The 25,372-nt window shown below is 64.5% G+C and carries 21 protein-coding genes and 1 pseudogene; 11 read left to right on the top strand and 11 right to left on the bottom strand.

Translation table 11 applies throughout. The features are described 5' to 3' along the window. Positions 1–11: 11 nt before the first annotated feature. Entirely contained in the window at positions 12–1,040 is a 1,029-nt protein-coding gene (locus tag XnspCFBP7698_RS15040) for a methionine synthase (RefSeq protein WP_039565694.1), read from the top strand. Between the two features lie 65 nt (positions 1,041–1,105). Here the strand turns inward: XnspCFBP7698_RS15040 and XnspCFBP7698_RS15035 are convergent, their stop codons facing one another. After that, complete coding sequence (locus XnspCFBP7698_RS15035; protein ID WP_104579381.1) at positions 1,106–2,557, bottom strand: OprO/OprP family phosphate-selective porin; 1,452 nt, start codon at positions 2,555–2,557, stop codon at positions 1,106–1,108. Positions 2,558–3,306: 749 nt separating this feature from the next. After that, positions 3,307–4,185 carry an SDR family oxidoreductase gene (locus tag XnspCFBP7698_RS15030; protein WP_104579380.1) on the bottom strand — a complete coding sequence of 293 codons (879 nt, stop codon included), beginning with the start codon at positions 4,183–4,185 and terminating at the stop codon, positions 3,307–3,309. A gap of 135 nt (positions 4,186–4,320) precedes the next feature. Between XnspCFBP7698_RS15030 and XnspCFBP7698_RS15025 the strand changes: the two genes are divergently transcribed. Continuing rightward, positions 4,321–4,752, top strand: a complete 432-nt coding sequence (locus tag XnspCFBP7698_RS15025; RefSeq protein WP_047695528.1) for a helix-turn-helix domain-containing protein — start codon at positions 4,321–4,323, stop codon at positions 4,750–4,752. Between the two features lie 368 nt (positions 4,753–5,120). On the opposite strand, the gene XnspCFBP7698_RS15020 is transcribed toward XnspCFBP7698_RS15025, so the two are convergent. The 7 genes from XnspCFBP7698_RS15020 to XnspCFBP7698_RS14975 form a co-directional block, all read right to left on the bottom strand. Next, positions 5,121–5,912, bottom strand: a complete 792-nt coding sequence (locus XnspCFBP7698_RS15020; RefSeq protein ID WP_104579379.1) for a hypothetical protein — start codon at positions 5,910–5,912, stop codon at positions 5,121–5,123. A 276-nt stretch (positions 5,913–6,188) separates the two neighbouring features. Beyond that, entirely contained in the window at positions 6,189–6,545 is a 357-nt protein-coding gene (locus XnspCFBP7698_RS15015; protein WP_104579438.1) for a SymE family type I addiction module toxin, read from the bottom strand. A gap of 408 nt (positions 6,546–6,953) precedes the next feature. Beyond that, on the bottom strand, positions 6,954–7,310 hold the full coding sequence (locus XnspCFBP7698_RS21375) for a hypothetical protein (protein ID WP_146093144.1): 357 nt from the start codon (positions 7,308–7,310) through the stop codon (positions 6,954–6,956). Between the two features lie 401 nt (positions 7,311–7,711). Beyond that, positions 7,712–8,182, bottom strand: coding sequence for a hypothetical protein (locus tag XnspCFBP7698_RS15000; RefSeq protein WP_104579378.1), 471 nt, complete (start codon positions 8,180–8,182; stop codon positions 7,712–7,714). 60 nt (positions 8,183–8,242) lie between these two features. Beyond that, a complete protein-coding gene (locus tag XnspCFBP7698_RS21570) occupies positions 8,243–8,506 on the bottom strand; it encodes a hypothetical protein (RefSeq protein ID WP_104579377.1) in 264 nt (87 codons plus the stop codon). A gap of 1,363 nt (positions 8,507–9,869) precedes the next feature. Next, positions 9,870–10,484: a hypothetical protein gene (locus tag XnspCFBP7698_RS14980; RefSeq protein WP_104579375.1), complete on the bottom strand. Its 615-nt coding sequence runs from the start codon at positions 10,482–10,484 to the stop codon at positions 9,870–9,872. A 57-nt stretch (positions 10,485–10,541) separates the two neighbouring features. Then, positions 10,542–10,868 (bottom strand): hypothetical protein, encoded by a 327-nt coding sequence (locus tag XnspCFBP7698_RS14975; RefSeq protein WP_104579374.1) that lies wholly within the window; start codon positions 10,866–10,868, stop codon positions 10,542–10,544. A 476-nt stretch (positions 10,869–11,344) separates the two neighbouring features. On the opposite strand from XnspCFBP7698_RS14975, the pseudogene XnspCFBP7698_RS14965 reads away from it, so the two are divergent. Then, positions 11,345–12,354 (top strand): annotated as a pseudogene (locus tag XnspCFBP7698_RS14965) (integron integrase). Positions 12,355–12,610: 256 nt separating this feature from the next. On the opposite strand, the gene ilvD reads toward XnspCFBP7698_RS14965, so the two are convergent. Then, positions 12,611–14,449 (bottom strand): dihydroxy-acid dehydratase, encoded by a 1,839-nt coding sequence (ilvD, locus tag XnspCFBP7698_RS14960; RefSeq protein ID WP_104579371.1) that lies wholly within the window; start codon positions 14,447–14,449, stop codon positions 12,611–12,613. A gap of 391 nt (positions 14,450–14,840) precedes the next feature. Between ilvD and XnspCFBP7698_RS14955 the strand changes: the two genes are divergently transcribed. Both XnspCFBP7698_RS14955 and XnspCFBP7698_RS14950 read left to right on the top strand, forming a co-directional pair. Continuing rightward, entirely contained in the window at positions 14,841–16,211 is a 1,371-nt protein-coding gene (locus XnspCFBP7698_RS14955; protein WP_123137575.1) for a cellulase family glycosylhydrolase, read from the top strand. A 55-nt stretch (positions 16,212–16,266) separates the two neighbouring features. Next, on the top strand, positions 16,267–16,533 hold the full coding sequence (locus tag XnspCFBP7698_RS14950) for a YkgJ family cysteine cluster protein (RefSeq protein WP_123137556.1): 267 nt from the start codon (positions 16,267–16,269) through the stop codon (positions 16,531–16,533). A gap of 293 nt (positions 16,534–16,826) precedes the next feature. Here the strand turns inward: XnspCFBP7698_RS14950 and XnspCFBP7698_RS14945 are convergent, their stop codons facing one another. Then, on the bottom strand, positions 16,827–17,369 hold the full coding sequence (locus XnspCFBP7698_RS14945) for a gamma carbonic anhydrase family protein (RefSeq protein ID WP_199680182.1): 543 nt from the start codon (positions 17,367–17,369) through the stop codon (positions 16,827–16,829). 776 nt (positions 17,370–18,145) lie between these two features. Here XnspCFBP7698_RS14945 and XnspCFBP7698_RS14935 point away from each other — a divergent pair. From XnspCFBP7698_RS14935 to XnspCFBP7698_RS14910, 6 genes are all read left to right on the top strand, one after another. Beyond that, positions 18,146–19,456: an MFS transporter gene (locus tag XnspCFBP7698_RS14935; protein ID WP_123137555.1), complete on the top strand. Its 1,311-nt coding sequence runs from the start codon at positions 18,146–18,148 to the stop codon at positions 19,454–19,456. 141 nt (positions 19,457–19,597) lie between these two features. Further along, positions 19,598–20,839: an HD-GYP domain-containing protein gene (locus tag XnspCFBP7698_RS14930; protein ID WP_123137573.1), complete on the top strand. Its 1,242-nt coding sequence runs from the start codon at positions 19,598–19,600 to the stop codon at positions 20,837–20,839. A gap of 495 nt (positions 20,840–21,334) precedes the next feature. Next, positions 21,335–21,811 (top strand): MarR family transcriptional regulator, encoded by a 477-nt coding sequence (locus XnspCFBP7698_RS14925; protein ID WP_039408776.1) that lies wholly within the window; start codon positions 21,335–21,337, stop codon positions 21,809–21,811. 137 nt (positions 21,812–21,948) lie between these two features. Beyond that, complete coding sequence (locus tag XnspCFBP7698_RS14920) at positions 21,949–22,968, top strand: transporter (protein WP_123137554.1); 1,020 nt, start codon at positions 21,949–21,951, stop codon at positions 22,966–22,968. Positions 22,969–23,001: 33 nt separating this feature from the next. Continuing rightward, positions 23,002–23,769, top strand: a complete 768-nt coding sequence (locus tag XnspCFBP7698_RS14915) for a coniferyl-alcohol dehydrogenase (protein ID WP_123137553.1) — start codon at positions 23,002–23,004, stop codon at positions 23,767–23,769. A gap of 34 nt (positions 23,770–23,803) precedes the next feature. Further along, entirely contained in the window at positions 23,804–25,285 is a 1,482-nt protein-coding gene (locus XnspCFBP7698_RS14910) for a benzaldehyde dehydrogenase (RefSeq protein ID WP_123137552.1), read from the top strand. Positions 25,286–25,372 lie beyond the last annotated feature (87 nt).

Raw genomic sequence — 25,372 nt, 5'->3', positions numbered from 1 at the left:
ACACCAACATCATGACGAAGCTGCTCCCCACCTCAACCGCCGGTAGCCTGCCCAAGCCGTCCTGGCTTGCACAGCCGGAAACACTCTGGTCGCCCTGGAAGCTGCAGGACGACGCACTGATCGAAGGCAAGCAGGACGCCTTGCGCCTGTCGCTGCAGGAACAGCAACACGCCGGCATCGACATCGTGAGCGACGGCGAACAGACCCGTCAGCATTTCGTCACCACCTTCATCGAACACCTCAGCGGTGTCGATTTCCAGAAGCGCGAAACGGTCAGGATTCGCGACCGCTACGACGCGAGCGTGCCGACCGTGGTTGGCGCGGTGAGCCGGCCCAAATCCGTATTCGTGGACGATGCCAGATTCCTGCGCCAGCAAACCCGCCAGCCCATCAAGTGGGCGCTGCCGGGCCCCATGACCATGATCGACACGCTCTTTGACGCACACTACAAGAGCCGCGAAAAGCTCGCCTGGGAATTTGCCAAGATCCTTAATCAGGAGGCCAGGGAACTGGAAGCGGCCGGCGTGGACATCATCCAGTTCGACGAGCCGGCCTTCAACGTGTTCTTCGACGAGGTCAACGACTGGGGCGTCGCCACCCTGGAGCGTGCGGTGGAAGGGCTCACCTGCGAGACTGCCGTGCACATCTGTTACGGCTACGGCATCAAGGCCAATACCGACTGGAAGCAGACCCTGGGCTCGGAGTGGCGCCAGTACGAAGAGTCCTTCCCCAAGCTGCAGACATCCTCGCTCGACATCATTTCGCTGGAGTGCCACAACTCGCACGTGCCGATCGATCTGATCGAACTGGTGCGCGGCAAGAAGGTGATGGTGGGCGCCATCGACGTTGCGAGCACCACGATCGAGACGCCGCAGGAAGTGGCCGAGACCTTGCGCAAGGCGCTGCGGTTCGTCGATGCCGACAAGCTCTACCCGTCCACTAACTGCGGCATGGCGCCGCTCGCCCGGCATGTCGCACGCGGCAAACTCAGTGCGCTTAGCGCAGGCGCGCAGATCGTGCGCGGAGAGTTGTCGGCATAGGGACCAGCGGCACAAAAAAGCCCCCGCAAGCGGGGGCTTTTTCGTTTTCCATCGCGTTGCAGGGATCAGTAATTGACCTGCAACTGCAGCCGCAGCAGATCGCCTTCCACCACCGGGTACGGCGCGGTGGTGACGTCGGTGCGCTTCATCTTCGAATAGGCGAACACCAGCTCCAGCGCGTCCATCGGCTGCCACTCGATACCGGCTTCCACTTCGTCCAGGCGCATGCGCGGGGCGTTGGTATCGAACTTGGAGCCGCCACGGTAGGTTTGCCATTTCAGGTAGGGCAGCAGGGTGCCGTAGTTGCCATCGTGCTTGTACATCGCCTGCACGTAGCCGCCGCTCAGCGAGCGGGTGCGGATGCGGCGCTGTTCCACATCCAGTTCCGGGCCGCGTCCCACCGTCCACTCGGCCTGCAGGCCGAACGGCTGTGGGTAGTAGATGATGTGCGCGGCCACGCGCTGGTCGGTGTAGCCGTTCGGGTCGGTGATGGCCGGGGTAAAGCTGCGGCCACCGATGTTGACCGCCGCCGCGGTCGGCACGAAGCGGCCGCTGTAGGCGTCGGCACCCACTTCCAGGTACTGGCCGTTGGCGAACTTGAACGGGTAGGTGGCGTGCACCACCGCATGCATGCTGTCGTTGCGCTCGGCGCGGTTGGCGCCCTGGCCGTTGTATACGCCCGCACCCAGCACGCCATAGTCGCCCGAGCCCTTCAAACCGGATTTGACCAGGTCCTGGAAGCGGCCCTTGGCCACGGTGGGGCTGTAATAGAACACCGCACCGATATCGCGTTCGTCGCGCAGGCCGGAGTTGAGCGCATCGGCGCGGTCCAGGGTGAGGCGGTTCTGGCTGGACTGCAGGTTTTCCCAGCCGTACGGCATCTTCGACTGGCCCACCCGCACGCGGTACTCGCGCTTCTTGTCGAAGAAGATGTCGGCGTAGGCATCGCGCAGCTGCGCGAAGTTGGTGGTGTTGGTGCCGGCCGGCGTGCTGGCAAAGTCCGGCTGGAAATACAGCGACACATGCTCGTTGAGATCGCCGCTCAACACCAGGCGCGCGCGCCGGATGCCCAGGCTCTGGTCGTTGCCGATGAAGCGGTCGCCCGGCGCGCGCAGGTCCTGCGCATCGCCGCCAATGCCCTGGTTGTAGCGGATCTGGGTGTAGCCGCGCAGGCTGAGTTTGTCGTACCACTTCTTGCCGGCATCGCTGGCCTTGGCCGGTGCAGGTGCCGGGACCGGGGCGGGGGCAGCCTGGGCAACGGCGGTATCGGCCGGCGTGGTGACGCCCGGCGCAGGCGGCAGCGGCTGTACGGGGGCGGCGGGCATCGCCGAGGCCGGCAGCTTGCCGTTCTCGTCCACCTGCACGAACTTGCCCAGCTTGTCGCGGCCCGGCGCCGGCTCGGCGAAGATCTGCTTGGTCTTGCGGTCCACGTACAGCTCCAGCTCGGCGGCCAGCGTGCTGCCGCTGGCGGTGGCGCTGAGCGCGCACAGGACGGTGGCGAGATTGCGTTTTTTCATTGGTCCGGCTCGTGCAAGGGGAAACGGGTCGGCGGCTGCGTCGCGCCGGCGCTGCCCGAAAGGCGCTGCGCGGCATGGAAGCGCCTGCCAGGGCGCCGGTCGTCCTGACGTAGCGGCAAGGGCAGCAGTTATATTTAGATTTGATGTCAGTTTGGTGACACCGACAGGCCGGCCCATCGCGGCCCTTGTGTCACCGTCGTGTCGGAGCGATGGCAGTTATGCGACCGGCGTGAGACGAGCCCAGCTGCGCGCGGGTTGCCGGGGCCGGGCCGGGCGGTGCACGCGAGCCCGCCGGAACGGCATGAGCGCGAGCGCGCATGGCCAGACGATGTCGTAGGCATGGCTACGCGGTGCCGCGTGCAGAACGCGCCGGGGCAGCTGGTGGGACGAGGGAGGGCGCCTGCGCCGTCATCGCGCAGCGGAGAGCAGGGCCAGCAGAGAAGCGCGACATCGGTACGGTGCTGCCGCCCTGCGCAACGCCACAATTGCAGCACGCCTGTTTTCCGGGCTGTGCATTCGCCCGCAACCTTCAGATGACCAGTGCCGCTTCGGCACGATCACAGCAAGATGTCGCCGGACAAGACGCGCACGGGCGTGCACTGGATGCCCGACGACCAGGGCAAGCCGGCTGCAGGTAGTGAAGATCACGCAGCTCGCCGTGATCGCGAACGATCACGGCGAATGCCATCGGAACAGAGCAAGCCACTGCGTGTCGAGACCGTCGGCAATGCAGTGGCCGCCAACGCGGCTCAGCGTGCGGCCAGCGCCGCCGCCACTGCGTCGCGCAGCGGGGTGGTGGGGCGGCCGATCAGCCCGCTCAGGGTGTGGCTGTCATCGAACAGGCTGCCACCGCGCGAGGACGCAGAGCACTGCGCCAGCACCTTGGCGAAGCCGGCCGGCAGGCCGATCTGCACCAGCGCCGCCGCGTAATCGGCTTCCGGCAGGTCGTGGTAGGCCACCGGCTTGCCCGACTGCTGCGCCACTTCGGCGGCGTACTCGGCCATGCTGAAGGCGGTATCGCCGGCCAGTTCGTACACCTGCCCGGCCTGCGGCGCCTCCGAGGCCAGCACCGCTGCCGCTGCCGCTGCATAGTCGGCACGCGTGGCGGCGCTGATCCTGCCCTCGCCGGAGCTGCCGATCACCGCGCCGTGCTCCACTTCAGCCGCGATCGAGCCGGTGTAGTTCTCGGTGTACCAGCCGTTGCGCAGCAGCACATGCGGCACGCCGCTCTCGCGCAGCAGGGCTTCGGTGGCCACGTGCTCGTCGGCCAGCGACAGCGTGCTGGTCTCGGCATGCAACACGCTGGTGTAGGCGAGCAGGTCCACCCCGGCGCGCTTGGCCGCGTCGATCACGTTGCGATGCTGCGGCACGCGCGCGCCCACCGCGTTGGACGACACCAGCAACACCCGGCCAACGCCGGCAAAGGCCGCATCCAGGCTCTGCGGGTCTGCATAGTCGGCCCGACGCACCGCGATGTCGCGTTTTGCGAACTCGGCAAGTGACGCGGTATCGCGGGCCGTTGCTACGATGCGGCTGGCGGGCACGCGTTCAAGCAGCGCTTCGACAACCAGCGCACCCAGCTGCCCGCTGGCGCCGGTGACAAGAATCAGGGGGGATGCAGATGCCATGGTGTGCTCCGATAGGGTTGTATAAGAGATTTGGTCTACTATTTAGACCGTGTTGTCCGCCAGCATAGTGTCAGCGCCGCCCGGGCCTCCGCAAGGAGGCAGTTTTCCTCCTCCTGGTTACTGAGAGATACCCCCGTGAATGCGATTGCCTTGTTCCCGCCGCCGCCTTCTCTTGAAGGTCCCTTCGACGCTACCAAGTGCCCCGTGCGCGATGTGCTCGACCAGATCGGTGACAAGTGGACCTTGCTGATCCTGTTGACGCTGATCCCCGGGCCGTCGCGTTTCAGCGCCATCCAGCGCGCCGTGCCGGACATCTCCAAGCGCATGCTGACCCAGACCCTGCGCAACCTCGAGCGCAACGGCATGATCACCCGCAAGGTCTACGCCACCAAACCGCCCAGCGTGGAATATGCGTTGTCCAAGCTGGGCATCGCGCTGCTCGGCCCGGTCTCGCAATTGCTCAACTGGGCCGGCGAACACCACGCCAGCATCCGCGCCGCCCGCGAGCGCTTCGACCGCGCGCAACAACCGGTGACCGCGCTGGATGCCGAAGACGCCATGGCCTGACGGTTAGCCTGGCCGTTGCGCGGTGCGCTGCGGCCAAGGCACCACGCGTTACCGCCGGGCATGGTCAGGCGCCTGCCTGGTTCACACACCGCGTCCATCGAGCCGGACCCCTGTGAGGTTCCACCATGTTGCCGCGCTCCGCGGAGCCGATTTCACCATGCCGGTCCATGCCGAACATGCGGCAGACAATCGTCGCCTTGCCATCAAAGCGAACGGTGCGTGTGTTTGTAAAACGCTGCATAGGTGCCGCCAAGCGCGCAGCAGATAATGTGCCTCGGCCAGGATCTGGAAGCGTGTGACGTAAGACACGCACCGCCGTCGAAGTGGGCAACGTATTCACCGCCACATACCAGATACCCAAGCAAACGTTACACAGGCTCGGCAACGTATCGCAGCAGCGTGGAACCGGCGAAGTAATTCCCGTAGTACTCGTTCTGCCGCAACCCCGGGTTCGCCTCAAAGTCGATGTAAGGCTCGGAACAATGCGGGCAGCGAAACGGATTGAGGTAGGCGTAGCGGGACCCGTCCGGCGCCAAGGGCAGTGCCTGTTCCAGCGCAGCAAGCGCCTGTGCATCGGGCTCGGACAACGCTGTGGGGCTGCCGGGCAACTGGCTGTCGACGGTGATGGTGTAGCTGCCGGACCCGGAATAGAAGTAACCCGCCTCGCTGAAGCCGGCATGGTAGGAGCGGATCAGGAACGAGCGCTTGCAGTGCTCGCACTCGCAGGAAAGCAGCACGTTGCTGTTGGTGACAAGCCCGCTGAAATGCAGTCCCCTCGCAAACAGCCCCTTGCCTGCAAGGGCAGCGTTGGAAATGGCCGCACCCGGCAGGAAGAACGGCTGAAACCGGATCCCCGCTGCCTTGCCCGTGGCAAACGCATCGGGGTCGAGCTGCTCGGTCTGGGAAATGACGCAGTCCGCCTGGCAACCCAGGTTGGCATGCACCCGAATGGAAAAGTGGAACCACCCAGATGCGGCACCGAGTTCATGTCGGTGCACGTCTCCGGTCGAATCGACAAACTCCAGGATGCTATCGGCCTCCAACCACACACACGGTTTGATCTCGCACGGAAGATCGCTTTGACTGATCCGACACAGCTCGCGTCCATTGGCTTGAACACTCAATAATGCAGCGGCTTTCTTCTTGAAGATGGAGAACATGCTGTCCTTGGCGATATGGCGTGAGGGAAAGAGTGGTGGGCAATATCCGGACAAACTGAGATGTCAGTGCGGCCCCGGTCGAATGACCATTCAACGCTGCCGCCGCAGCCGGAATGTGCTTGGTTACACCACGCACCGTGGATGCTATCGATTTCTCAGTGCGTAGCGGCGAGTGTGCATGATGCGGGGACATGCGCGACATGTGCGACAAACGCAACATCCTCGATGTGCTCAATGTGACGCTGTATGTCTGCGTTACGTGCACGGCACGCCTGGTTAATCCGTAGGTACCACACTGACCACCAGCTCGCCGTTGCGCAGGCGGATCTGCACCTTGCTGCCGATGGCAAAGCCCAGTTGTTCCAGCCAACGTCCGCGCAAGCGCAGGGTGGGGATGCGGTGGTTGCTGGCCGGGTAGTAGCCGTAGCCGATGGTGCAGTGGTGCGGGGCGCGTGGATGCCCTGGCCGCGGCGTGCGTGGCTCGCCGCGTGGCTCGGGGATTGGCGTGCGCTCGGCGTACACCCGTGGCGGGATCGAAGGATCGAGCGTGCGCCAGCCGATCTCGGTAGGCGGTGGCACCGTGGCGCGCTTGCGCGCCGATGTAGGACGGAGTGGGGACGGGGATCGACGCATGGCAAAGCCCTCCTTGACCAACAGGCCCCGCCGCCGGGTGGCGACGGGATGTCGGGAGGTTAGAAACCGCGAACAGTCGGCGGGCGTATTTCCCCGAGGGGTCTTGTATTAGCCGCCCTCCCGACGCAGAACATCGCGTAGGCTGCGCCCGCAAGAATCTGCAGGCACAAAAAACCCACCGGTTTGACGGAGGTGGGTACCGCTGTTCGAGGAGTTTCTACGCTCCTTGAGGTAGAGATTGCTGCGAGTTTGTTGGGATGTCAACTGCTTCGAGCAGCAAGGCGTCGATCAGCATCCAACAAAGCCGTTGGCCATACTGATGAGGCATCTGGAAAATGAGTCTGACCCTTTATTTTCGGGGCCGCGAAGCGGTCTCGGCTTGAACGAATTGTTAGGCCAGTGCTTATATTAGTTCGACCAGCCAGAAATGCTCATTCTGCAAGAAAATTTCTGCGGCAATAACTTTTGATTTCGCAAACGATCTACCGCGTAGGTCCGATACTTTTCATTAACCAGTGGCTCGCCATTCAATCGAACTTCCGACAGATCAACTTCAATATCGGTGACGGCTCCCGATCGCTGAACCACATATGAAATCTTGTATTTGCCTACGTAGAGTCCTTCAGTCGCCTCCGGAAGCGCGAGCGGTGGCCGAGAGAAGGCCTGTTCGTTTGTCTCGTCCGGACACTTTGATTCAGGCATTTCTGCTTGTTGAGTGCAGCCAGACAAAAGAAAGAGAGTTGTGAGAAACAGGCGAGGATGCATGGTCACTGGCCTAACGCTTGAATTAAGCCGAGTTGCGAAGCAACTTCGGCTTGAATGAGTTGTTAGGCAGTGAGCGGCCGCAGAAGTTGGATGTTGCAACTTTGCTTCCCAGCACTGCCGCCTGGCCCGAGTGTGCCACAGGTTGTGGGATGGAGCATGCCCAGCGATGCCCGGCGCGTGATGCCACCGAAGCTAATTGCAACGAGCGCAGCATGGCAACAATGTTTGGCGACGAAGCACAGAACGTACCGCAATCAGCAGCGGTGGTGACTGCTGTCCGGATCCGACGGCATGCACTCAAGCAAACTTACTGAAGCGGCAACCACCAACGCATTTTCTCCACCACGGCCTAACGCATAAATTAAGCCGGCCCGCGAAGCAGGTTCGGCTTGTATGAATTGCTAGGGGCTGACCGGCTCATGCCGCGCCTGCCAGAACGAAATCTGGTAGTCCATGATCTCACCGCCATCATCCGGCTCATAGAACTCAACAATGCAAGGCGCGTGCGGAAATTGGCGAGCAAGCTTAGCTTGGTAGATATCCTTTAGAGCGCGCCCAAGAACAATGACCTTATCTTGGGTGAGTGCATCGCCGTCTCCGCAGTGGATATCAGCGATGTGGAGATGGTTCATGACCCATTCCACGGATTTTCGGGTGGCGCCTTCTCCGGTCTCAAAGCCGCGGAGTGACTGCTCAGAAAAGCCCTCTCGAAGAATGTAGCCATCGTGCTCGGTGAACTCCGGCCAGAACACTGTCAAATAGCCGACCGCGAGACCGTAGTTGCCCATGCAGCTCGTCCAAGCCTCTAAGTCAATACCCGCGCAATTGTTCCAGCGGCCCAGTTCTTGCTTCATGCTTTCGGGAATGTCCATGGCAGCGCCTAACACCTGAGTTAAGCCGACCCGCGAAGCGGGTTCGGCTTGAATGAATTGTTAGGCCCCGGAAGACAGCTCATCGAGGGCCCGGATATTGTGATGCCGGATTATCTTGCCAGACGAGTGATCAACTACGAGATAGAACGGCAAATAGTCCTGGAAATGATTGGAGTACACGACTCTCCCAGCAGCATTCTCTGAGTCTCGAGAGAACTCCAACCCCATGATCTGCTCCGCTTGAGTGACGGTCATGCCGGGCAAGACTCGATCCCAGAGATGCTTCAGTTTGCGGTGCTTGAAGTAGCGCTTGAGGTTGAGCACGGGGCCTAACGCTTGAATTAAGCCGAGTTGCGAAGCAACTTCGGCTTGAATGAATTGTTAGGCAGCGAATGGCCGCAGAGGTTGGATGTTGCAACTTTGCTCCCCAGCACTGCCGCCTGGACCGAGTGTGCCACAGCTCGCGGGGGTGGAGCTTGCCCAGCGGTGCCGCGGCGCGTGATGCCACCGAAGCCCAATGCAACGAGCGCAGCCTGGCAACGACGTGCCAAGGCGAAGCACTGAACTTGCCGCAACCAGCAACGATGATGACGACTGCCCGGAGCCGACCGCATGCACACTAGCGAACTTACTGAAGCGGCAACCACCAACGCATTTGCTTCACCACGCCCTAACGCCTGAGTTAAGCCGCGCCGCGAAGCGGCGTCGGCTTGGACGAATTGTTAGGACGCTACTCGACGTAGTGCCCCAGAGCGGACGTACGAACACGGACCGCGATGGCTGAGCCTACGCCGAGTGGATATCTAGTACAAAGACTCACGAAGCCAGCGGTTTCCGTCTTGACTTTCAGGTTGGTGCAGCGTCTTGACGGCCACGATGAGATGACTCGGCCGACCTGAAGAGTTGTGTTGCCTACCGCCATGGTGAAGAAGATGCCGAAAACGAAACACGAAAGGAAGAAAACTGCTGCCGACATGATTGTGGCCTGCACGACTACATTGGAAGCGTTGATCTTGGCGGCGCGCGTTACCCTCGGACGTACGCTCCAATGGCCGACTAGGTACCGGTGAAAAGGAAGCCAGACGGCGAGCGACGCGCACAGGGAGAGCAGTAGATAGAGCTTGTTTGGAGAGAATCGGAAGCCGAGCGGAATAACGAAAGCGCAGACCGCGATAGTGAGGAAAATTACGAATGTGCGCATAGGTTCAGTGCCGCCTAACACCTTGAATTAAGCCGACCCGCGAAGCGGGTTCGGCTTGAATGAATTGTTAGGCCGCATCCTCTTGATACGTCCCGTCAGAGTGCTTTTGCCAGCCGGATATGTAGCTGCCGGTGGCAAGGTCAAAGACGCTCTCAAATTCCTGAATCCAGTCTCCAGATTCGTCGAACAAGTAGCCACGAACTCGCTCCAAGCGCAAGTCTTGAACGCCAGTGCCGAAATCCTAGATATGCTCCCCATCCCGGTAGTAACTAAGCGGCATTTGAGTCGAATAGACACATTGCCCTTCGGGGCTGTATCCGATCAGAATGGCACAGTCTTTAAGTAATCGATGATGCATAGTACGGCCTAACGCCTAAGTTAAGCCGAGACGCGTAGTGGAGCAAAGCACATGGCAAGCTCTTCCTGCCATGTGCTTTGCGTAACGAAGCGGCTCTGGCTTGAATGCATTGTTAGGGGCCACTGCGCTCATGCGTGGGCAGGGACGTGAGTGGGCAGGGACGTGATTAGTGTGTAGCTGATTCCTCGCTCCTGGAATGAGATTTGCATCCAGTGGGTAAGCTTCAACACGAGCACGACAAGAATGATTAGGAACTTCTTGCCGTTATCACAGTCTGGCCAAGCGTAGTTCATCTCATGTCGTACGCCGTTCTGGTCAAGGCCCGAACTTTGGATCTCGAAAGTGGTGCAGCTAACCATCTTTAGATTTGGAACAGCAGAGTCCACTACGCCGGCAAGCGAACTGACAAGTTGACCATCCGCCTGGTACTTCCTGCGGTGTGAGTACTTATTCCGGATGTCGTTGTACTTGTCCAGCGCCTTGTACAGATCGTTCGCGAGCCCCAAGTTACGGGCGATACTCAGCTTTGTCTTGAAGCTCACGAATCCACCGGCGAACAAGTCTTCAGTGCCAGTGAGCTTAGACGACCAGATATTGAGGAACTCCTCAAGGATCAGGTGAGCTTTGAGCACTACAGCTGCCTCATCTCGAGAATTCAGCATGGCCAGGTAGTCTTCGCCGTCCAAGACGTTGGCGAAGTCTCCACCTACTGCCAAGGTTCCGTGTCCAGGTGAGTCTGTCATGGGCCCTAACGCCTGAGTTGAGCCGCGCCGCGAAGCGGCGTCAGCTTGGACGAATTGTTAGGCCGCGACATACGCGCTGAGCCCGCGACCGATTTGCCAGGGCTCCCAGCGACCATTCGGATCTAGTTCGCCGTACAGTCCAGCGCTTGGATCGTAGGCCAAGCAGTAGCCCGCGAGGTCATCACCAAGGACGAGCAAGCCAGCTGGCCCAACGGCTGCGCCAAAAATGTCCGCGGGCTCCAGCGGCCCATTGTAGAGCACCTTGCCATTCGCGGTATCGCCCCAGCCATGAGTGGCCAGATACGAGATGTAGTCGCTGGGGAGCTGCGGGTAACGCGAGGCGAGCAGCGAGGCCTCGTACTGCGAGAGCTTTGTTGCTGCCATAGCGGCCTAACACCAGAATTAAGCCGACCCGCGAAGCGGGTTCGGCTTGAATGAACTGTTAGGTGTGACGACCGCGATGCTAGCGGCGGCCGTCACGGCGGTAGTTGGGGTCGTAATCACCATCATTGGGACGAAGCTTGAACGCATACGGGTCATCCTTGTAGATGGCAGTCGCGGCGCCAGCTAGATTTGCCATGCAAAAGATCGCACAAAAGACGCGTACAAACTTACCGTTTGTGCGATATGCAGCAATGGCTAGCCCGATTGCAAAGACTATAAAAACAATGGCCACCGCCTATTCTCCAAGGTACACCTAACAACCATTGGACCGCCGAAATGCGGTGTTGCACGGAGTATCTTCGATCGCTGGCGCTTTGTGAACGGGGGAAATCCTAGCCGGGGTCACGGATAGCACGATAGCAAGCGGCCGCGACCATGCGGATGCTTTCAGTGTTATCCAGCAAGGACGCAGGCGTATGAGATACACCCCTAACAACAATGGCGTAACAGCATCTCCACCGCTTCGGGTACTCGATCAGGTGCGTGACCGCCTGCGGGTTCGGCACTACAGCCTACGCACCGAGCAGGCGTATATCAGTTGGATACGGCGCTTCATCCTGGCCAACGGCAAGCGCCATCCGGCGCAGATGGGCAGGCGGAAGTCGAGGCGTTCCTGACGCGGCTGGCCACTGACGGCCGGGTGTCTGCGGGCACCCAGAACCAGGCGTTGGCGGCGCTGTTGTTTCTTTACCGCGAAGTGCTGCGCATCGAGCTGCCGTGGATGGAAAACCTGGTGCGCGCCAAGCGGCCCAGGCGGATTCCGTTAGTGCTTTCGCGCCAGGAGGTGGCACGTCTGCTGGCGGTGCTGGAGGGGCCGTGCTGGCTGATGGCCAGCCTGCTGTACGGCAGCGGGATGCGGTTGATGGAATGCCTGCGCCTGCGCATCAAGGACGTGGATGTCGCGCGTGGCGAGATCGTGGTGCGCAATGGCAAGGACCGCCGGGTGCCGTTGCCGCACAGCCTGCGGGAGGCGCTACAGTGGCAACGCGAACGCGCACTGTTGGTGCATGCGGCGGAGCTGGCGGCCGGCGCCGGTCGGGTCTTCTTGCCGCACGCGTTGGCGCGCAAGTATCCCAATGCCGACATTGAGCCGGGGTGGCAATATCTGTTCCCGTCTGTGCGCCGGTCGCAGGATCCGCGCAGCGGCCGGCCTGGCCGGCACCATGTCTCTGAAGAAATTCTGCAGCGTGCGGTGCAGTCGGCACGGCAGCAGGCTGGCATCGTCAAGCCGGCGACCTGCCACACATTGCGGCATTCGTTCGCCACCCATCTGCTGGAGGCCGGCCACGATATCCGCACCGTACAGGAACTGCTGGGGCACAAGGACGTGACCACCACGCAGATCTACACGCATGTGCTGGGACGCGGTGCGTCGGCGGTTCGCAGCCCGTTGGATGGGCTGGGCCGTGTTGGTGGCGGAGTGTGAGCTGCCGTGCGACTGATGCAGCGGATGGCCGCCTGCTGCCAAGCAAGCCGCCATGATTGCGCCTGAGACACGCTTTTCAGACTCGATTGTGCGCGATGACGGCAGCCAGTTGCTGCACTGGCCGAGCGCGACACACCCCACGTTGCGCGCATTCGCAGATGGGCGCGAATGCATCCGTGAGGCACGACGTACCACTCCTGCACAACTGCACTCTGCGGCCATCTGACGCCTGTTCGATCTATCGTAGCGGCCAGCCTCAACCGTCCAACAACACCTTATCCCGCACCGCGCCCTTATCCGCACTCGTCGCTAACAACGCATACGCTTTCAACGCTGTGGTGACCTTGCGCGGGCGCACCTCCACCGGCTTCCAGCCCTTGGCATCTTGTTCCGCGCGACGCAGCGCAAGTTCCTCGTCGGACACCAGCAAATTGATCGAGCGGTTGGGAATGTCGATCAGGATCTTGTCGCCGTCGCGTACCAGGCCGATTGCCCCACCTGCGGCGGCTTCCGGTGAGGCGTGGCCGATCGACAGGCCTGAGGTGCCGCCGGAGAAGCGGCCGTCGGTGAGCAGGGCGCATTGCTTGCCCAGCCCCTTGGATTTGAGATAGCTGGTGGGGTAGAGCATTTCCTGCATGCCGGGGCCGCCCTTGGGGCCTTCGTAGCGGATCACCACGATGTCGCCGGCTTTCACTTCGTCGGCAAGGATGGCCTTGACCGCCGAATCCTGGCTCTCGAACACGCGGGCGTTGCCTTCGAACACGTGGATGGATTCATCCACGCCTGCGGTCTTCACCACGCAGCCGTCGCGGGCGATGTTGCCGTACAGCACGGCCAGGCCGCCTTCCTGCGAGAACGCATGCGCGACATCGCGAATACAGCCGTCGCTGCGATCGGTGTCCAGCGTGTCCCAGCGTGTGGCCTGGCTGAAGGCAATCTGCGTGGGAATACCGGCCGGGCCGGCCTTGTAGAACGTGTGCACCTTTTCATCGTCGGTCTGGGTGACGTCCCATTGCGCGATGGCGTCGGCCAGCGTGCGTGCGTGCACGGTGGCTGCGTTGGTATGCAGCAGCCCGCCACGCGCCAGCTCGCCGAGGATGGCCATGATGCCGCCGGCGCGATGCACGTCTTCGATGTGGTACTTGGGCGTATTCGGGGCGACCTTGCACAGCTGCGGTACGCGCTTGGACAGGCGGTCGATATCGCGCATGCCGAATGCCACCTCGCCTTCCTGCGCGGCGGCGAGCAGATGCAGGATGGTGTTGGTCGAGCCGCCCATGGCGATATCCAGCGTCATCGCATTTTCGAAGGCCTCGAACGTGGCGATGCCGCGTGGCAGGGCAGTGGCATCTTCGCCGCCGTACCAGCGGTGACACAGCTCCACCGCCACGCGCCCGGCGCGCAGGAACAATTGTTCGCGGTCCGCGTGCGTGGCGACAACCGTGCCGTTGCCCGGCAGCGACAGGCCCAGCGCTTCGGTCAGGCAGTTCATCGAGTTGGCGGTGAACATGCCCGAGCACGAGCCGCAGGTGGGGCAAGCGCTGCGTTCGAACTCGGCCACCTTTTCATCGGAGGCGCTGTCGTCGGCGGCGATCACCATCGCGTCGATCAAATCGAGCTTGTGCTCGGCCAGCTTGGTCTTGCCGGCTTCCATCGGGCCGCCGGAGACGAACACGGTGGGGATATTGAGCCGCAGCGCGGCCATCAACATGCCGGGGGTGATCTTGTCGCAGTTGGAAATGCACACCAGCGCGTCGGCGCAATGCGCGTTGACCATGTATTCCACCGAGTCGGCAATGATCTCGCGGCTGGGCAGCGAATACAGCATGCCGTCGTGGCCCATGGCGATGCCGTCGTCCACGGCGATGGTGTCGAACTCCTTGGCCACGCCGCCGACACGTTCGATCTCGCGCGCGACCAACTGCCCGAGATCCTTCAGGTGCACATGCCCCGGCACGAACTGGGTGAACGAGTTGGCGATGGCGATGATGGGCTTGTGGAAGTCGCCGTCCTTCATGCCGGTGGCGCGCCACAGCGCGCGCGCGCCGGCCATGTTGCGGCCGTGGGTGGAGGTCTTGGAGCGGTACTCGGGCATGGCGAATTCGACGGCTAGTCAGCGAGCGATGGCTGGCAATTAGACCGCACGGCGACTGTTGCTGCTGCAACCGTCACCGCCAAGCGGGGGCGCAACAGGTCCAGGCGCAAGGCATTGCAGGCGCGTGGTTGCGTGCGCGAGCGGCGCTCGCATGCACGGCACCGTTGGCGGGCGGTCGTTGTGTCTGCCTGCCTCCGCCTGCAACGCGGGCACGGCGGGTGCGTAGCTGTCATGTAATGCGATGTAAACGTATGCGCCGTTTCATGCAGTGACAGCCTGCGAACCGGGTCGCAGACGCGACCGCGCCGTGTCCGCACCATGGCGCCAGGCCGGTGCGCACAGGGGGAGCAGCACCGCCATGGATCCCACCACGGCACCGCAGGAGGCGCCCATGTCCGACCATCCACATCCCCGCCGTCGCTCCAGCACGGCGTGCTCGCATCCTCCCCACCAGACGCTGGCAGCAGCCGGTGGCATCACTCGGCGTCGTGTTCTGCAAGGCGTCACCGGCGCCGCAGTGCTGGCATCGGTGGGGTGGGGCGGCAGCGCCGCTGCGCAGAGCGCCACCTTGCCCTTCGCCGGCCTGAACCTGTCCGGCCTGGCGTCCAACAGCTATGTGGACAATGCCGAGATCGGCACCCACTACCGCGCCATCACCGCACAGCACGTGGCCGCGGCCGGGGCCTGCCCGTTGTTCCGGTTGCCGACCACGGCGGCACGCTTCACGCGCGGGCAGGGCCTGTCGTTGAACGAAACCTACTGCGCGCAGGTGCAGGCGGCGCTCGACAACATCGCCGCGCGCGGCAAACGCGCGATTGTGGAGCTGCACGACTACATGCGCTTGCCGCAGCGGGTGGCGGCCAAGTCGGGCTACCGGCGCGATGCTGGCGGCGCCATCGTCGATGCGCGCGGCAACCGCATCGACAATCTGGTCGACCCCGCGCTCTGGGCCGACACCTATCCGCTGCGCAGCTTCGGCTACCAGGGCTACTTCGATCGCCGCGACGGGCTGCTCAAGCTCTACGAGTACCGGGTGATCGGCACGCCGGGCTGCACGCTCTACAACGAGGCCGGCCTGCCCGACCTGTGGGCACGCATCGTCAATCGGTTCCGGCAGCATCCGGCCGTGTTCGGCTGGGGCGTGATGAACGAGCCTTACCAGGGCAAGGAACTCAATGCCGATGGCAGTGTGTTGTCGATGGCGGCGCACTGGCAGAAGAGCGCCACTGCGTGCTGCAAGACCATCGTCGATCGCGACCGCGAGCACTTCGTGTTCGTGTGCGGCAATGGCTATGCCAGCGCGCGGCGCTGGCAGCAGGATTCGATGGGCCTGTTCGACATCCCCGACCCCTACGCGCGCATCGTCTACGAAGCGCACAACTACCTGGACAGCAACGGGGCGGGCGGCGGCAACTGGATCGGGCCTGGCGGGCGCGACGAGGTGATCCGGCCGGACACCGGCATCGAGATGGTGACGCCCTTCATCGACGCGTTGCGGCATGCCGGCAAGCGCGGCTACCTCGGCGAGCACGGCTACCCGGCCGGCAACCGCAGCGCGGAGGTCGCCACCACGCGCATGCTGGCCCACCTGCAGGCGAACAATATCCCCAGCACGCAATGGTGCTTCGGCCCCGGCTGGCCGGATGACGACGTGCTCGGCATGAGCCGCGACGTGGGCGCGGACATCCAGGCCAAGGGCAACCTGGCCGCGGTGCAGGCGTTCTTTGGCGTGCGCGTGTCCAGCTATGTCCCGCCACGCTAGCCGCCGACGATGACCGGCCGCCGCCGGACCATGGGCGGCGGTTTACACTGCACCAATGCCCATGGACATCCCGTGCCGCGCCGGCTGCGCGGCGTGCTGTATTGCGCCGTCGATCAGTTCGGCGATCCCCGGCATGCCGCATGGCAAGCCGGCCGGCGTGCCGTGCGTGCAGCTGGACGGGCAGGGCCGATGCCGGCTGTTCGGGTTGCCGACGCGGCCGTTGGTGTGTGGCAACCTGCGTCCTTCCGCGGAGATGTGTGGGAGCTCGCGCGCCCAGGCATTGGCCACCCTCACCGCGCTGGAGCACGCCACGCGGCCCTGAGCCGCGTTCTGCAGGCACAGGTGCGTGAAGCATGCGCACAGCGCCGCCGCGCATGCGGCCCAGGCTTCGACCGGCAGCAGGCATCCTTCGCCAGCGCGGCCTCTTGGTCTACGCGCATGTGGGCCATCGTGCCGTGCGCGGATGCGATGCATGCGCTCGGAAGCCCGGGCATCGGCCGGACGCTCGATTCACCCGCTCGCCTTGCGCGTGGGTAACTGCTGCGGCAACGCTCGGGCGCTCACGCGTTCGTTGCCATCACCACGCGTGCGATGACGCCTGGTGCGGCGTGCTCACTAGGCGGCGAGCGTGCCCAGATACTGATCCTTGAGCCGCACATAATGCTGGGCGGAGTAATGCAGGCTTTCGATCTCCTTGTCGCTGAGCGTGCGTGCCGGACGCGCAGGATTGCCCAGCCACAATTCGGCTTCGCCGACGACTTTGCCCGGGCCGACGACCGCACCGGCACCGACAAAGCCATAGCGCTTGACGGTGGCGCCATCGAGCACGCACGCGCCCATGCCGATCAGGCACAGGTCTTCGATGGTGCAGGCATGCAGGATGGTGCCGTGGCCCACGGTGACGTCTTCGCCGATCACGGTCGGGTAGCCGGCCTTGTTGAAGGGGCTGTGGTGGCTGACGTGGATGATGGTGCCGTCCTGCACGTTGGTGCGCGCGCCGATCTGCACATGATTGACGTCGCCGCGGATCACCGTGCCCGGCCACACCGACACGTCATCGCCCAGGCTCACCTTGCCGATGATGGTGCAGGCCGGGTCGATGTAGACGCGCGCGCCCAGCTGAGGGGTGTGGTCCAGAAATGGGCGAATCGGGGTCACGGCACTCTCCGGCAGGTCAGCGTGCCACCGACTGCAGCACCGCAGCATGATACCTGCGCGGCGCTGCTGGCTGCCGCAGGCATGACCCGCGCGACAGCGGGCATGGGTGGATGAGCAGCCTGTTGCGATGTGCAGGCAAACGCGGCCTGCGACCGTGAGGGTAAGCGCCTACGGATGTTGGATGTCGCTCGCATTGACCGGCGGCGCTGGGTGCGCGGTTGACCGACCGGCCCGGCGGCCTTGGTCATCGCACCACGACATCGAACCTGCGCGGTGACGTTGCCCGTACTGCGATGAGTCGCACGACGCGTGTGCCGTTGCACGTCACCAGGTGACTGGTGGCCAAGACTGCCTGCAGCAGCCATCCCGGGGCATGCGCCTGCGCATCGCACGACGGCGCGCATGAATCTCCGCGCCTTTGCCGCCGGCATCGACGCACCACGCGACCAGCCAGGGCGTTGCGGCCACGGGCATCGATGTCGGCATGCAAGGTGCGGCATGCGTGCGCATGCCGTTGGCGCACCCGGCTCACCGACCGAACGTGTGGCTGGGCAAGCGAAGCGGCGGCCCGCCGCGTCCGATTAGCGCACAGCCGTGCGCTGGCCCGGCTTGAACAGTGCGTGCGATGGGCCTAGCGTGCGTGCAGTCATCGCACTGCCGTGTTCGCCAGGCATTGCCTCGCCCGCGCGCACGGCAGTGTGCCCGTCCACGGCGATGCCATGCCGCGGCCGTGCACACGTGATCGGTACCGGCCCTTCCATGCACAGGACATGCCCATGCTCCAACGCACCCCAGACGCTGTGCCCTTCGTGCTGGAGCGCATGACGCCCTTCCAGTGGCGGGCGGTGGCGGTGTGCGTGTTGTTGACCATGCTCGATGGCTTCGACGTGATGGCCATGGCCTTCACCGCGCCGCATGTCTCGGCCGACTGGCAGTTGTCGGGCAAGCTGCTGGGGGCGTTGTTCAGTGCCGGGCTGGTCGGCATGGCGGTGGGCTCGCTGCTGCTGGCGCCGCTGGCAGACCGCATCGGGCGCCGTGCGCTCACCCTGATCTGCCTGGCCATTCTCACGGTGGGCATGGGCGCGTCCGCCCTGGCCGGCAATGCCTGGCAACTGGGCGCATTGCGGGCGTTCACCGGGTTGGGCATTGGCGGCATGCTGGCCTGCGTGGCGGTGACCGCGGCCGAATACTCCACTGCACGCTGGCGCAGCACCGCCACCGTGCTGCAGGCGACCGGCTACCCGGTGGGCGCGACGCTGGGTGGGGCGATTGCGGCGCTGTTGCTGCAGCAGTGGTCGTGGCCGGCGGTGTTCTGGCTGGGCGCGCTCGGGTCGCTGCTGTGCGTGCCGCTGGTGCTGCTGTGTTTGCCGGAGTCGCTGGAATTTCTGATCGCCCGTCGCCCGTCCGGGGCGCTTGCGCGCTTCAACGCCGTGCTGGCGCGCATGGCAATGCCGCCGCATGCGCAGTTGCCGGCGCTGCCGGTGCAGACCGATGCGCAGACGCATGGCTATGCGGCGTTGTTTGTCGGGGCGCTACGGTGGCAATCACTGCTGATCGCACTGGCTTTTTTCCTGCTGATGTTCTCGTTCTACTTCGTGCTCAGCTGGACTCCCAAGCTGTTGGTGAATGCCGGGCTGTCGGCCGCGCAGGGTGTCACCGGCGGGGTGTTGTTGAACCTGGGCGGCATTGTCGGCGGCAGCCTGTTCGGTTGGCTGGCCCTGCGCGCGCGGCTGTCGTGGCTGACGGCCGGTGCCCTGCTGCTGGTGGCGGCGGCCATGGTCGCGTTCGGGCTGAGCAGCACGGTGCTGCGCTGGGCCTTTGCCACCGCGTTGCTGACCGGCGCCGCCATGACCGCGGCGATGGGCGGGCTGTATGCGGTAACGCCGGTGGTCTTCCCGGCGGCGGTGCGCTCCACCGGCATGGGCTGGGCGATCGGCGTGGGGCGCGTCGGCGCGATCCTGTCGCCGCTCTGCGCGGGCGTGTTGCTGGACGCCGGGTGGTCGCCGGTGCGGTTGTACCTGGCCTGCGCGGTGCCGCTGCTGTTTGCCGCGGCCGCGGTGCTGGCAATGCGCCTGCCGCATCGCTGAATCGCTCAGCCGAGCGCGGCTGGCCGCTGCCTCGCACGTGGTGGCCGGTGGTCAAAGAAATCGAGCCGGTTGCCGATAACCACGAAGACCGCCAAGCCCGCGGCGGCCTCTTCCGTGACCCTCGTGCAGACCAGCGCCGGCATGCTCAGAACCATCGACTCCGACCAACTCCGTCCCGGCATGTATGTGTGCAAGCTGCTGGGCGCATGGGTGCATCATCCGTTCTGGAAGACGTCGTTCCTGGTCGATTCGCAGGACGTGGACAAGATCCATGGCAGCCGGATCGAGCAGTTGGTGATCGACACCGCGCGCGGGCTCGACGTGGACACCGGCGCATCCACGCCCGCACCCGGGGCGACTGACACGCCATCGCCGCCGCCCGTGCCGGAGCCACCGGAGCCGGCGTCCAGCACGCGCGGTGTGCGTACCAACAGCGTCACCGCGCAGGTCGGCATCGAGGCCGAAGTGGTGCGCGCACGCAAGATCTTCGAAGACGGCCGCGACACGGTGGAGGCGATGTTCCGCGACGTGCGGCTGGGGCGCACCGTCGACACCGAGGCGGCGATGCCGCTGGTGGAGGCCATCAACGATTCGGTGCTGCGTCATCCGCAGGCCCTGATCAGCGTGGCGCGGCTCAAGACCGCCGACGATTACACCTACCTGCACTCGATGGCGGTGGCCGGCCTGATGAGCGGGCTGGCGCGTCAGCTCGGTTTGCCCGAGCCGCAGGTCGTGGAAGCGGCGATGGGCGGCCTGCTGCATGACATGGGCAAGGCGGTGACGCCGCTGGACATTCTCAACAAGCCCGGCCGGCTCACCAACGACGAAATGGACATCATGCGCCAGCATCCGCTGGACGGGCATCGGTTGCTGGTGGCCGGTGGCGTGCAGAACGCGGTAGTGCTGGAAATTGCGCTGCACCATCACGAAAAGATGGATGGCAGCGGCTACCCGAACCGTCTGGCCGGCGAAGAGATCTCGCTGATGTCGCGGATGGGCGCGGTGTGCGATGTCTACGATGCCATCAGCTCCGACCGCCCGTACAAGCGCGGCTGGGATCCGGCCGAATCGCTCAAGCAGATGGCGTCATGGAAAGGCCACTTCGACCCGGTGATCTTCCAGGCCTTCGTGCGCCGGCTGGGGATCTATCCGGTCGGTTCGCTGGTGCGTCTGGAATCGCAGAAGCTGGCCGTGGTGATCGAACAGACGCCCGACGCGCTGCTCAAGCCCAAGGTGCGTGTGTTCTATTCGGCCAGGCTGCGCAGCCATGTGCTGGTGCAGGACATCGACCTGTCGCGCCCCGACTGCCAGGACCGCATCGCGCAGATGGAAAGCCCGGGCGACTGGGGCTTCCGCGAGCTGGAAAAACTCTGGCTGCCGTAAGCGGGCGGCGTCATCTGGCCGTGCAACGCCTGCGGCTTGCGGCGTGTATGTGCGCCGCAAGTCTGCACCGGCCGCCTGCGTGGAGCGTTAGAGGCAGCAGCGTGTCGCACTGCCGCGCGCACCGGCTGGCCTTCATCCAGTCCGCGATTTAGCGGACGCGACCATGCTGCGGTGCAGCTTGGCAATGTAGTTATGATCCATAACTATTCCGGAACGCAATCACATGCCGACCGGATCTCATGTCCACTCCGTGCCTGGATCACCGCCGTCCCCCGCGCGCCGCAGCACCGCTGCCGCGCAGCCGGGCACGCGCGTGGAAGGCGGCAGCGGCCGTTGCGCAGGCAGACACCTGCACAGCGCAAGCGAGGGCGGGCGGCACGTCCACATCGGTACGGCCGGCCGCGTCTACAATGCGGTGCACGCCGGGGATCGGCGTTGCGGACCGGGCGCCTGGGGCGTCCCGTGCCGCCCGCTGCCTTTGTCGCGAGAACCGTCATGTCCGCTACCGCCGCCGTTGCACCGTTGCCCGATGCCGTCACCACGGTGGACCAGGCGCGCCTGTTGCGGCTGCTGGGCTACCGCATCACCCGCACCGAGCTGCTGGTCCGGCGGATGTTTCAGGACTGCGTGGCGGCCTTCGATCTGAAGCCGGTCGACTTTTCGCTGCTGATGCTGGTGGACGGCAACCCGGGCATCAACCAGCGCCAGATCGGCGATGTGCTGCATGTGTCGCCGCCCAACCTGGCCATCGTGGTGGCGCGCCTGGTCAAGCGCCGCCTGTTGCGGCAGGTGCGCGGGCGCCAGGACCGGCGCATGCAGCATCTGTCGCTGACGCCGGCCGGCGTCACCCTGCTGACCGATGCCGAAGCCGAGGTGCTGCGCATGGAGCGGCAGCTCAGTGCCGTGCTCGGCACCAGCGAGGCGCCGTTGCTGCGCGCGCTCGATCGCCTGGACCGGCTCGACTCGCCGTAAGCCGCGCGCTGCAGGCCAGCGCCTGGCAGCGTCCTCCTTCGCACAACCTGTTTGCACGTGCTGTCTACAGCGCGGCGATGCCGCCTGCCTGACGCGTGCCGTCTGGCACGTCCTGTTGTTTCCTCCCAACGCTGGAGATGTCCGCAGTGATTCGAACAACGGTGGTGCGTGGCGCAGGTCGACGGGTGTCCTGGACGCTTTGCGCCGCACTTGGCGCGGTGGGGGTGTGTACCGGCGGTGCGGCGCTGGCGCAGGGCGTTCCGCAAAGCGCGGCGCTGACCAACGGCCTCAATACCGGCGGCACCAGCTTCCTGGACGGTTTCACCCGCACCACGCCCGGCTGGGCGGTGGTCACCTATCTGCGCCAGACCTCGCTGGATGCAGTCAAGGACGCGCAGGGCGACGATGTGCCGGTGTTCGCCAATCCGCGCATCGACTCGACCCTGCTGCTGACCCAGATCGCCTATGTCACGCCGTATAAGCTCTTTGGTGGCGCGCTCGGCATCAACACGCTGATACCGCTGATCAACCTGGACGCCTCGTTCGGCCGCAACAGCATCGCCACCCTGCGCGACAACGGCGCCGGCGTGGGCGATCTGACCTTCGGGCCGTACCTGCAGATGCTGCCGGTGATGCGCGACGGGCGGCCGGTGTTTTCGCAGCGTTTCGAAATCGATGCGGTGGCACCGGTTGGCAAGTTCGACCGCGACCGCGATCTGAATCAGGGTGCCGGGTATTGGTCGCTGGTGCCGAACTACGCCTTCACCGTGCTGCCCACGCCCAACTGGGAAATCAGCGCGCGCCTCAACTACGTCTACAACTTCCGCAGCGAGCGCCGGCCCAATCTGCCCGACGGATTCGACTTCCGTAACGGGCAGGCCGGCGATGCGGGCTGGATCAACTTCGCCACGTCCTGGGAAGTGGCGCCGGATGTGCGGCTGGGCGTCAACGCCTATTACCTGACCCAGTTCCGCGACAACCGCACCAATGGCCAGCGCGTGCCCGACAGCCGGCAACGCATCTTCTATGCCGGCCCGGGCGGCGCGTGGCGGCTGGATGCCAGCAACATGCTGTTTGCCAATCTTTACCTGCCGGTGGAGGTCAGGAACGCGGCCTCCGGCAACAACCTCAACCTGCAGTACGTCCATGTGTTCTAGCGCCGGCACGGCTGGCTCCTACGGAGGGTGGCAATGAATTTGCAGAACAAGACGATCGTGGTGACCGGTGTGGCCTCGGGCATCGGCGCAGAGGTCGCACGCCTGGCACGGTTTCATGGCGCCACGGTGATCGGTGTCGATCGCACGCCGGTGCAGATGACGCTGCACGGCTTTCATCAGGCCGACCTGGGCGACCCGGCGTCGATCGATGCGCTGGTGCGCGCACTGCCCGAGCGCATCGATGCGCTGGCCAATGTGGCCGGTGTGCCGGGCACCGCGCCGCTGGATGCGGTGGCGCGCGTCAACTACCTGGGCCTGCGTCATCTGAGCCATGCGCTGTTGCCGCGCATCGTGTCCGGCGGCGCCATCATCAACGTCGCCTCGATCCTGGGCGCAGACTGGCCGCAGCGGCTGGACCTGCACAAGCAGCTGGCCGCCACCGACAGTTTCGAGGCTGGCAGCGCCTGGCTGGCTGCGCACCCGGTGGCGCACGACACCTGCTATCAATACTTCAAGGAAGCCCTGATCGTGTGGACTTTGCTGCAATCGCGGCCGTGGTTCGCCGAGCGTGGCATTCGCGTCAACAACGTCTCGCCGGGGCCGGTATTCACGCCGATCCTGGGCGATTTCGCTGCGATGCTGGGCGAGGAGCGCGTCAAGGAAGATGCCAAGCGCATGACGCGCCCGGCGTATGCCGACGAAGTGGCCGACGCCATCGTGTTCCTTGCATCCGATGCCGCGCGCTGGATCAACGGCATCACCCTGCCGGTCGATGGCGGCCTGGCATCCACCACCCTGTAAATCACCCCCACTGTTTTCAGCAGGAGGCTAGACCATGAATGCTCTTCCCAGCGCAGCGGTCGCTGCAAACGACACCCCCGCGTGGCACGGCTGCATCTTCAACGGCGAGTGGGTGCCCGGCAACGGCGGCGCCCTGCCGATCTATGAGCCGGCCACCGGCGGCCTGCTGCACGAGGTGAGCAAGGCCGACCTGGCCGACGTCGAGGCCGCCGTGGCGCAGGCCAAGCAGGCGCAGCGCGCATGGGCGGCGACCTCGCCGCGCGAGCGCGCGGCGATCTTCCATCGCGCCGCCCAGGTGATGCAGGCGCGCAGCGCGGAAGCGGCGCTGCTGATCGCACGGGAAACCGGCGGCATCCTGCCCAAGGCGCAGCGCGAGGTGGATGAGGCGGTGGTGTTCTACCAACAGGCGGCCGGCCTGCCGTTGCAGGCGGTGGGGCAGGTGCTGCCCACCGCCGCCGGCCAGCTCAGTCTTGCGCGCCATCTGCCGCTGGGCGTGATCGCGGTGATCTCGCCGTTCAACTTCCCGCTGATCCTGTCGCTGCGTTCGGTGGCGCCGGCACTGGCGATGGGCAATGCGGTCATCCTCAAGCCCGATCCGCGCACGCCGTACACCGGCGGGGTGATCATCGCGCAGGTGCTCGAAGAAGCCGGCCTGCCCAAGGGGCTGCTGCACGTGCTGCATGGCGATGCGCAGATCGGCCAGGCGCTGGTGGAATCGCCGGAAATTCCGATGATTGCCTTCACCGGCTCCACCGCCGCCGGTCGCCGCATCGGCGAACTCGCCGGACGGCATCTGAAAAAGGTCGCACTGGAGCTGGGCGGCAACAATGCGGTGATCGTGCTGGACGATGCGGACCTGGACAGGGCCGCCTCGGCCATCGCGTTCGGTTCCTACCTGCACCAAGGCCAGATCTGCATGGCCACCGGCCGGGTGCTGGTGCAGCGCAGCGTGGCGCAGGCGCTGACCCAGCGGCTGGCGGAAAAGGCGCGGCACCTGCCGGTGGGCGACCCGGTCAGCGGCACGGTGGCGCTCGGGCCCATCATCGACCAGCGCCAGTTGCAGCGGGTGATCGACATCGTCACCGACAGTGTCTCTGCCGGCGCCGTAGTGGAAGCCGGCGCCACCAACGAAGGGCTGTTTTACGCGGCTACCGTGCTGTCCAACGTGCGCCCCGGCATGCGTGTGTTCGACGAAGAAGTGTTCGGGCCGGTGATCAATATCGCGGTGTTCGATACCGATGAAGAAGCTGCCGAGATGGCCAACCACGGCGAGTACGGGTTGGCGGCCGGCATCATGTCGGCCTCGGTGTCGCGTGCGATGGCCCTGGGCGAGCGCCTGCATCCGGGCCTGCTGCATATCAACGACCAGACCGTGGTGGATGAGGTGATCAACCCGTTTGGCGGTACCGGCGCTTCCGGCAATGGCACCAGCGTTGGTGGCCCTGCCGATTGGGAGCAGTACACCCATTGGCAGTGGCTGACGATCAAGAACGAGGTGCCGCAGTACCCGTTTTGATCGCCTGCGCCGGCATCGGCGTGCCCGGTGTCGGTGCAAGCCGGGGTGCGACATGGCCGCTTGCTGTTGCCGTGGCGGCCAACGCGG

This window comes from Xanthomonas sp. CFBP 7698 (assembly GCF_003600855.1).
Classification (GTDB): domain Bacteria; phylum Pseudomonadota; class Gammaproteobacteria; order Xanthomonadales; family Xanthomonadaceae; genus Xanthomonas; species Xanthomonas cannabis.
This window is presented reverse-complemented; position numbering and strand designations above follow the sequence as displayed.

Coding starts and splice junctions, on each gene's coding strand:
- XnspCFBP7698_RS14975 (WP_104579374.1), bottom strand. CDS start 10,868: ATGGCAGCAACAAAGCTCTCGCAGTACGAGGCCTCGCTGCTCGCCTCG.
- XnspCFBP7698_RS14950 (WP_123137556.1), top strand. CDS start 16,267: ATGCCCATGGACATCCCGTGCCGCGCCGGCTGCGCGGCGTGCTGTATT.
- XnspCFBP7698_RS14915 (WP_123137553.1), top strand. CDS start 23,002: ATGAATTTGCAGAACAAGACGATCGTGGTGACCGGTGTGGCCTCGGGC.
- XnspCFBP7698_RS14925 (WP_039408776.1), top strand. CDS start 21,335: ATGTCCGCTACCGCCGCCGTTGCACCGTTGCCCGATGCCGTCACCACG.
- XnspCFBP7698_RS15035 (WP_104579381.1), bottom strand. CDS start 2,557: ATGAAAAAACGCAATCTCGCCACCGTCCTGTGCGCGCTCAGCGCCACC.
- XnspCFBP7698_RS15020 (WP_104579379.1), bottom strand. CDS start 5,912: ATGTTCTCCATCTTCAAGAAGAAAGCCGCTGCATTATTGAGTGTTCAA.
- XnspCFBP7698_RS15040 (WP_039565694.1), top strand. CDS start 12: ATGACGAAGCTGCTCCCCACCTCAACCGCCGGTAGCCTGCCCAAGCCG.
- XnspCFBP7698_RS14935 (WP_123137555.1), top strand. CDS start 18,146: ATGCTCCAACGCACCCCAGACGCTGTGCCCTTCGTGCTGGAGCGCATG.
- XnspCFBP7698_RS14930 (WP_123137573.1), top strand. CDS start 19,598: ATGCTCAGAACCATCGACTCCGACCAACTCCGTCCCGGCATGTATGTG.
- XnspCFBP7698_RS21375 (WP_146093144.1), bottom strand. CDS start 7,310: ATGCATCCTCGCCTGTTTCTCACAACTCTCTTTCTTTTGTCTGGCTGC.
- XnspCFBP7698_RS14920 (WP_123137554.1), top strand. CDS start 21,949: ATGTCCGCAGTGATTCGAACAACGGTGGTGCGTGGCGCAGGTCGACGG.
- XnspCFBP7698_RS14980 (WP_104579375.1), bottom strand. CDS start 10,484: ATGACAGACTCACCTGGACACGGAACCTTGGCAGTAGGTGGAGACTTC.
- XnspCFBP7698_RS15000 (WP_104579378.1), bottom strand. CDS start 8,182: ATGGACATTCCCGAAAGCATGAAGCAAGAACTGGGCCGCTGGAACAAT.
- XnspCFBP7698_RS14910 (WP_123137552.1), top strand. CDS start 23,804: ATGAATGCTCTTCCCAGCGCAGCGGTCGCTGCAAACGACACCCCCGCG.
- XnspCFBP7698_RS14955 (WP_123137575.1), top strand. CDS start 14,841: ATGTCCGACCATCCACATCCCCGCCGTCGCTCCAGCACGGCGTGCTCG.
- XnspCFBP7698_RS15030 (WP_104579380.1), bottom strand. CDS start 4,185: ATGGCATCTGCATCCCCCCTGATTCTTGTCACCGGCGCCAGCGGGCAG.
- XnspCFBP7698_RS15015 (WP_104579438.1), bottom strand. CDS start 6,545: ATGCGTCGATCCCCGTCCCCACTCCGTCCTACATCGGCGCGCAAGCGC.
- ilvD (WP_104579371.1), bottom strand. CDS start 14,449: ATGCCCGAGTACCGCTCCAAGACCTCCACCCACGGCCGCAACATGGCC.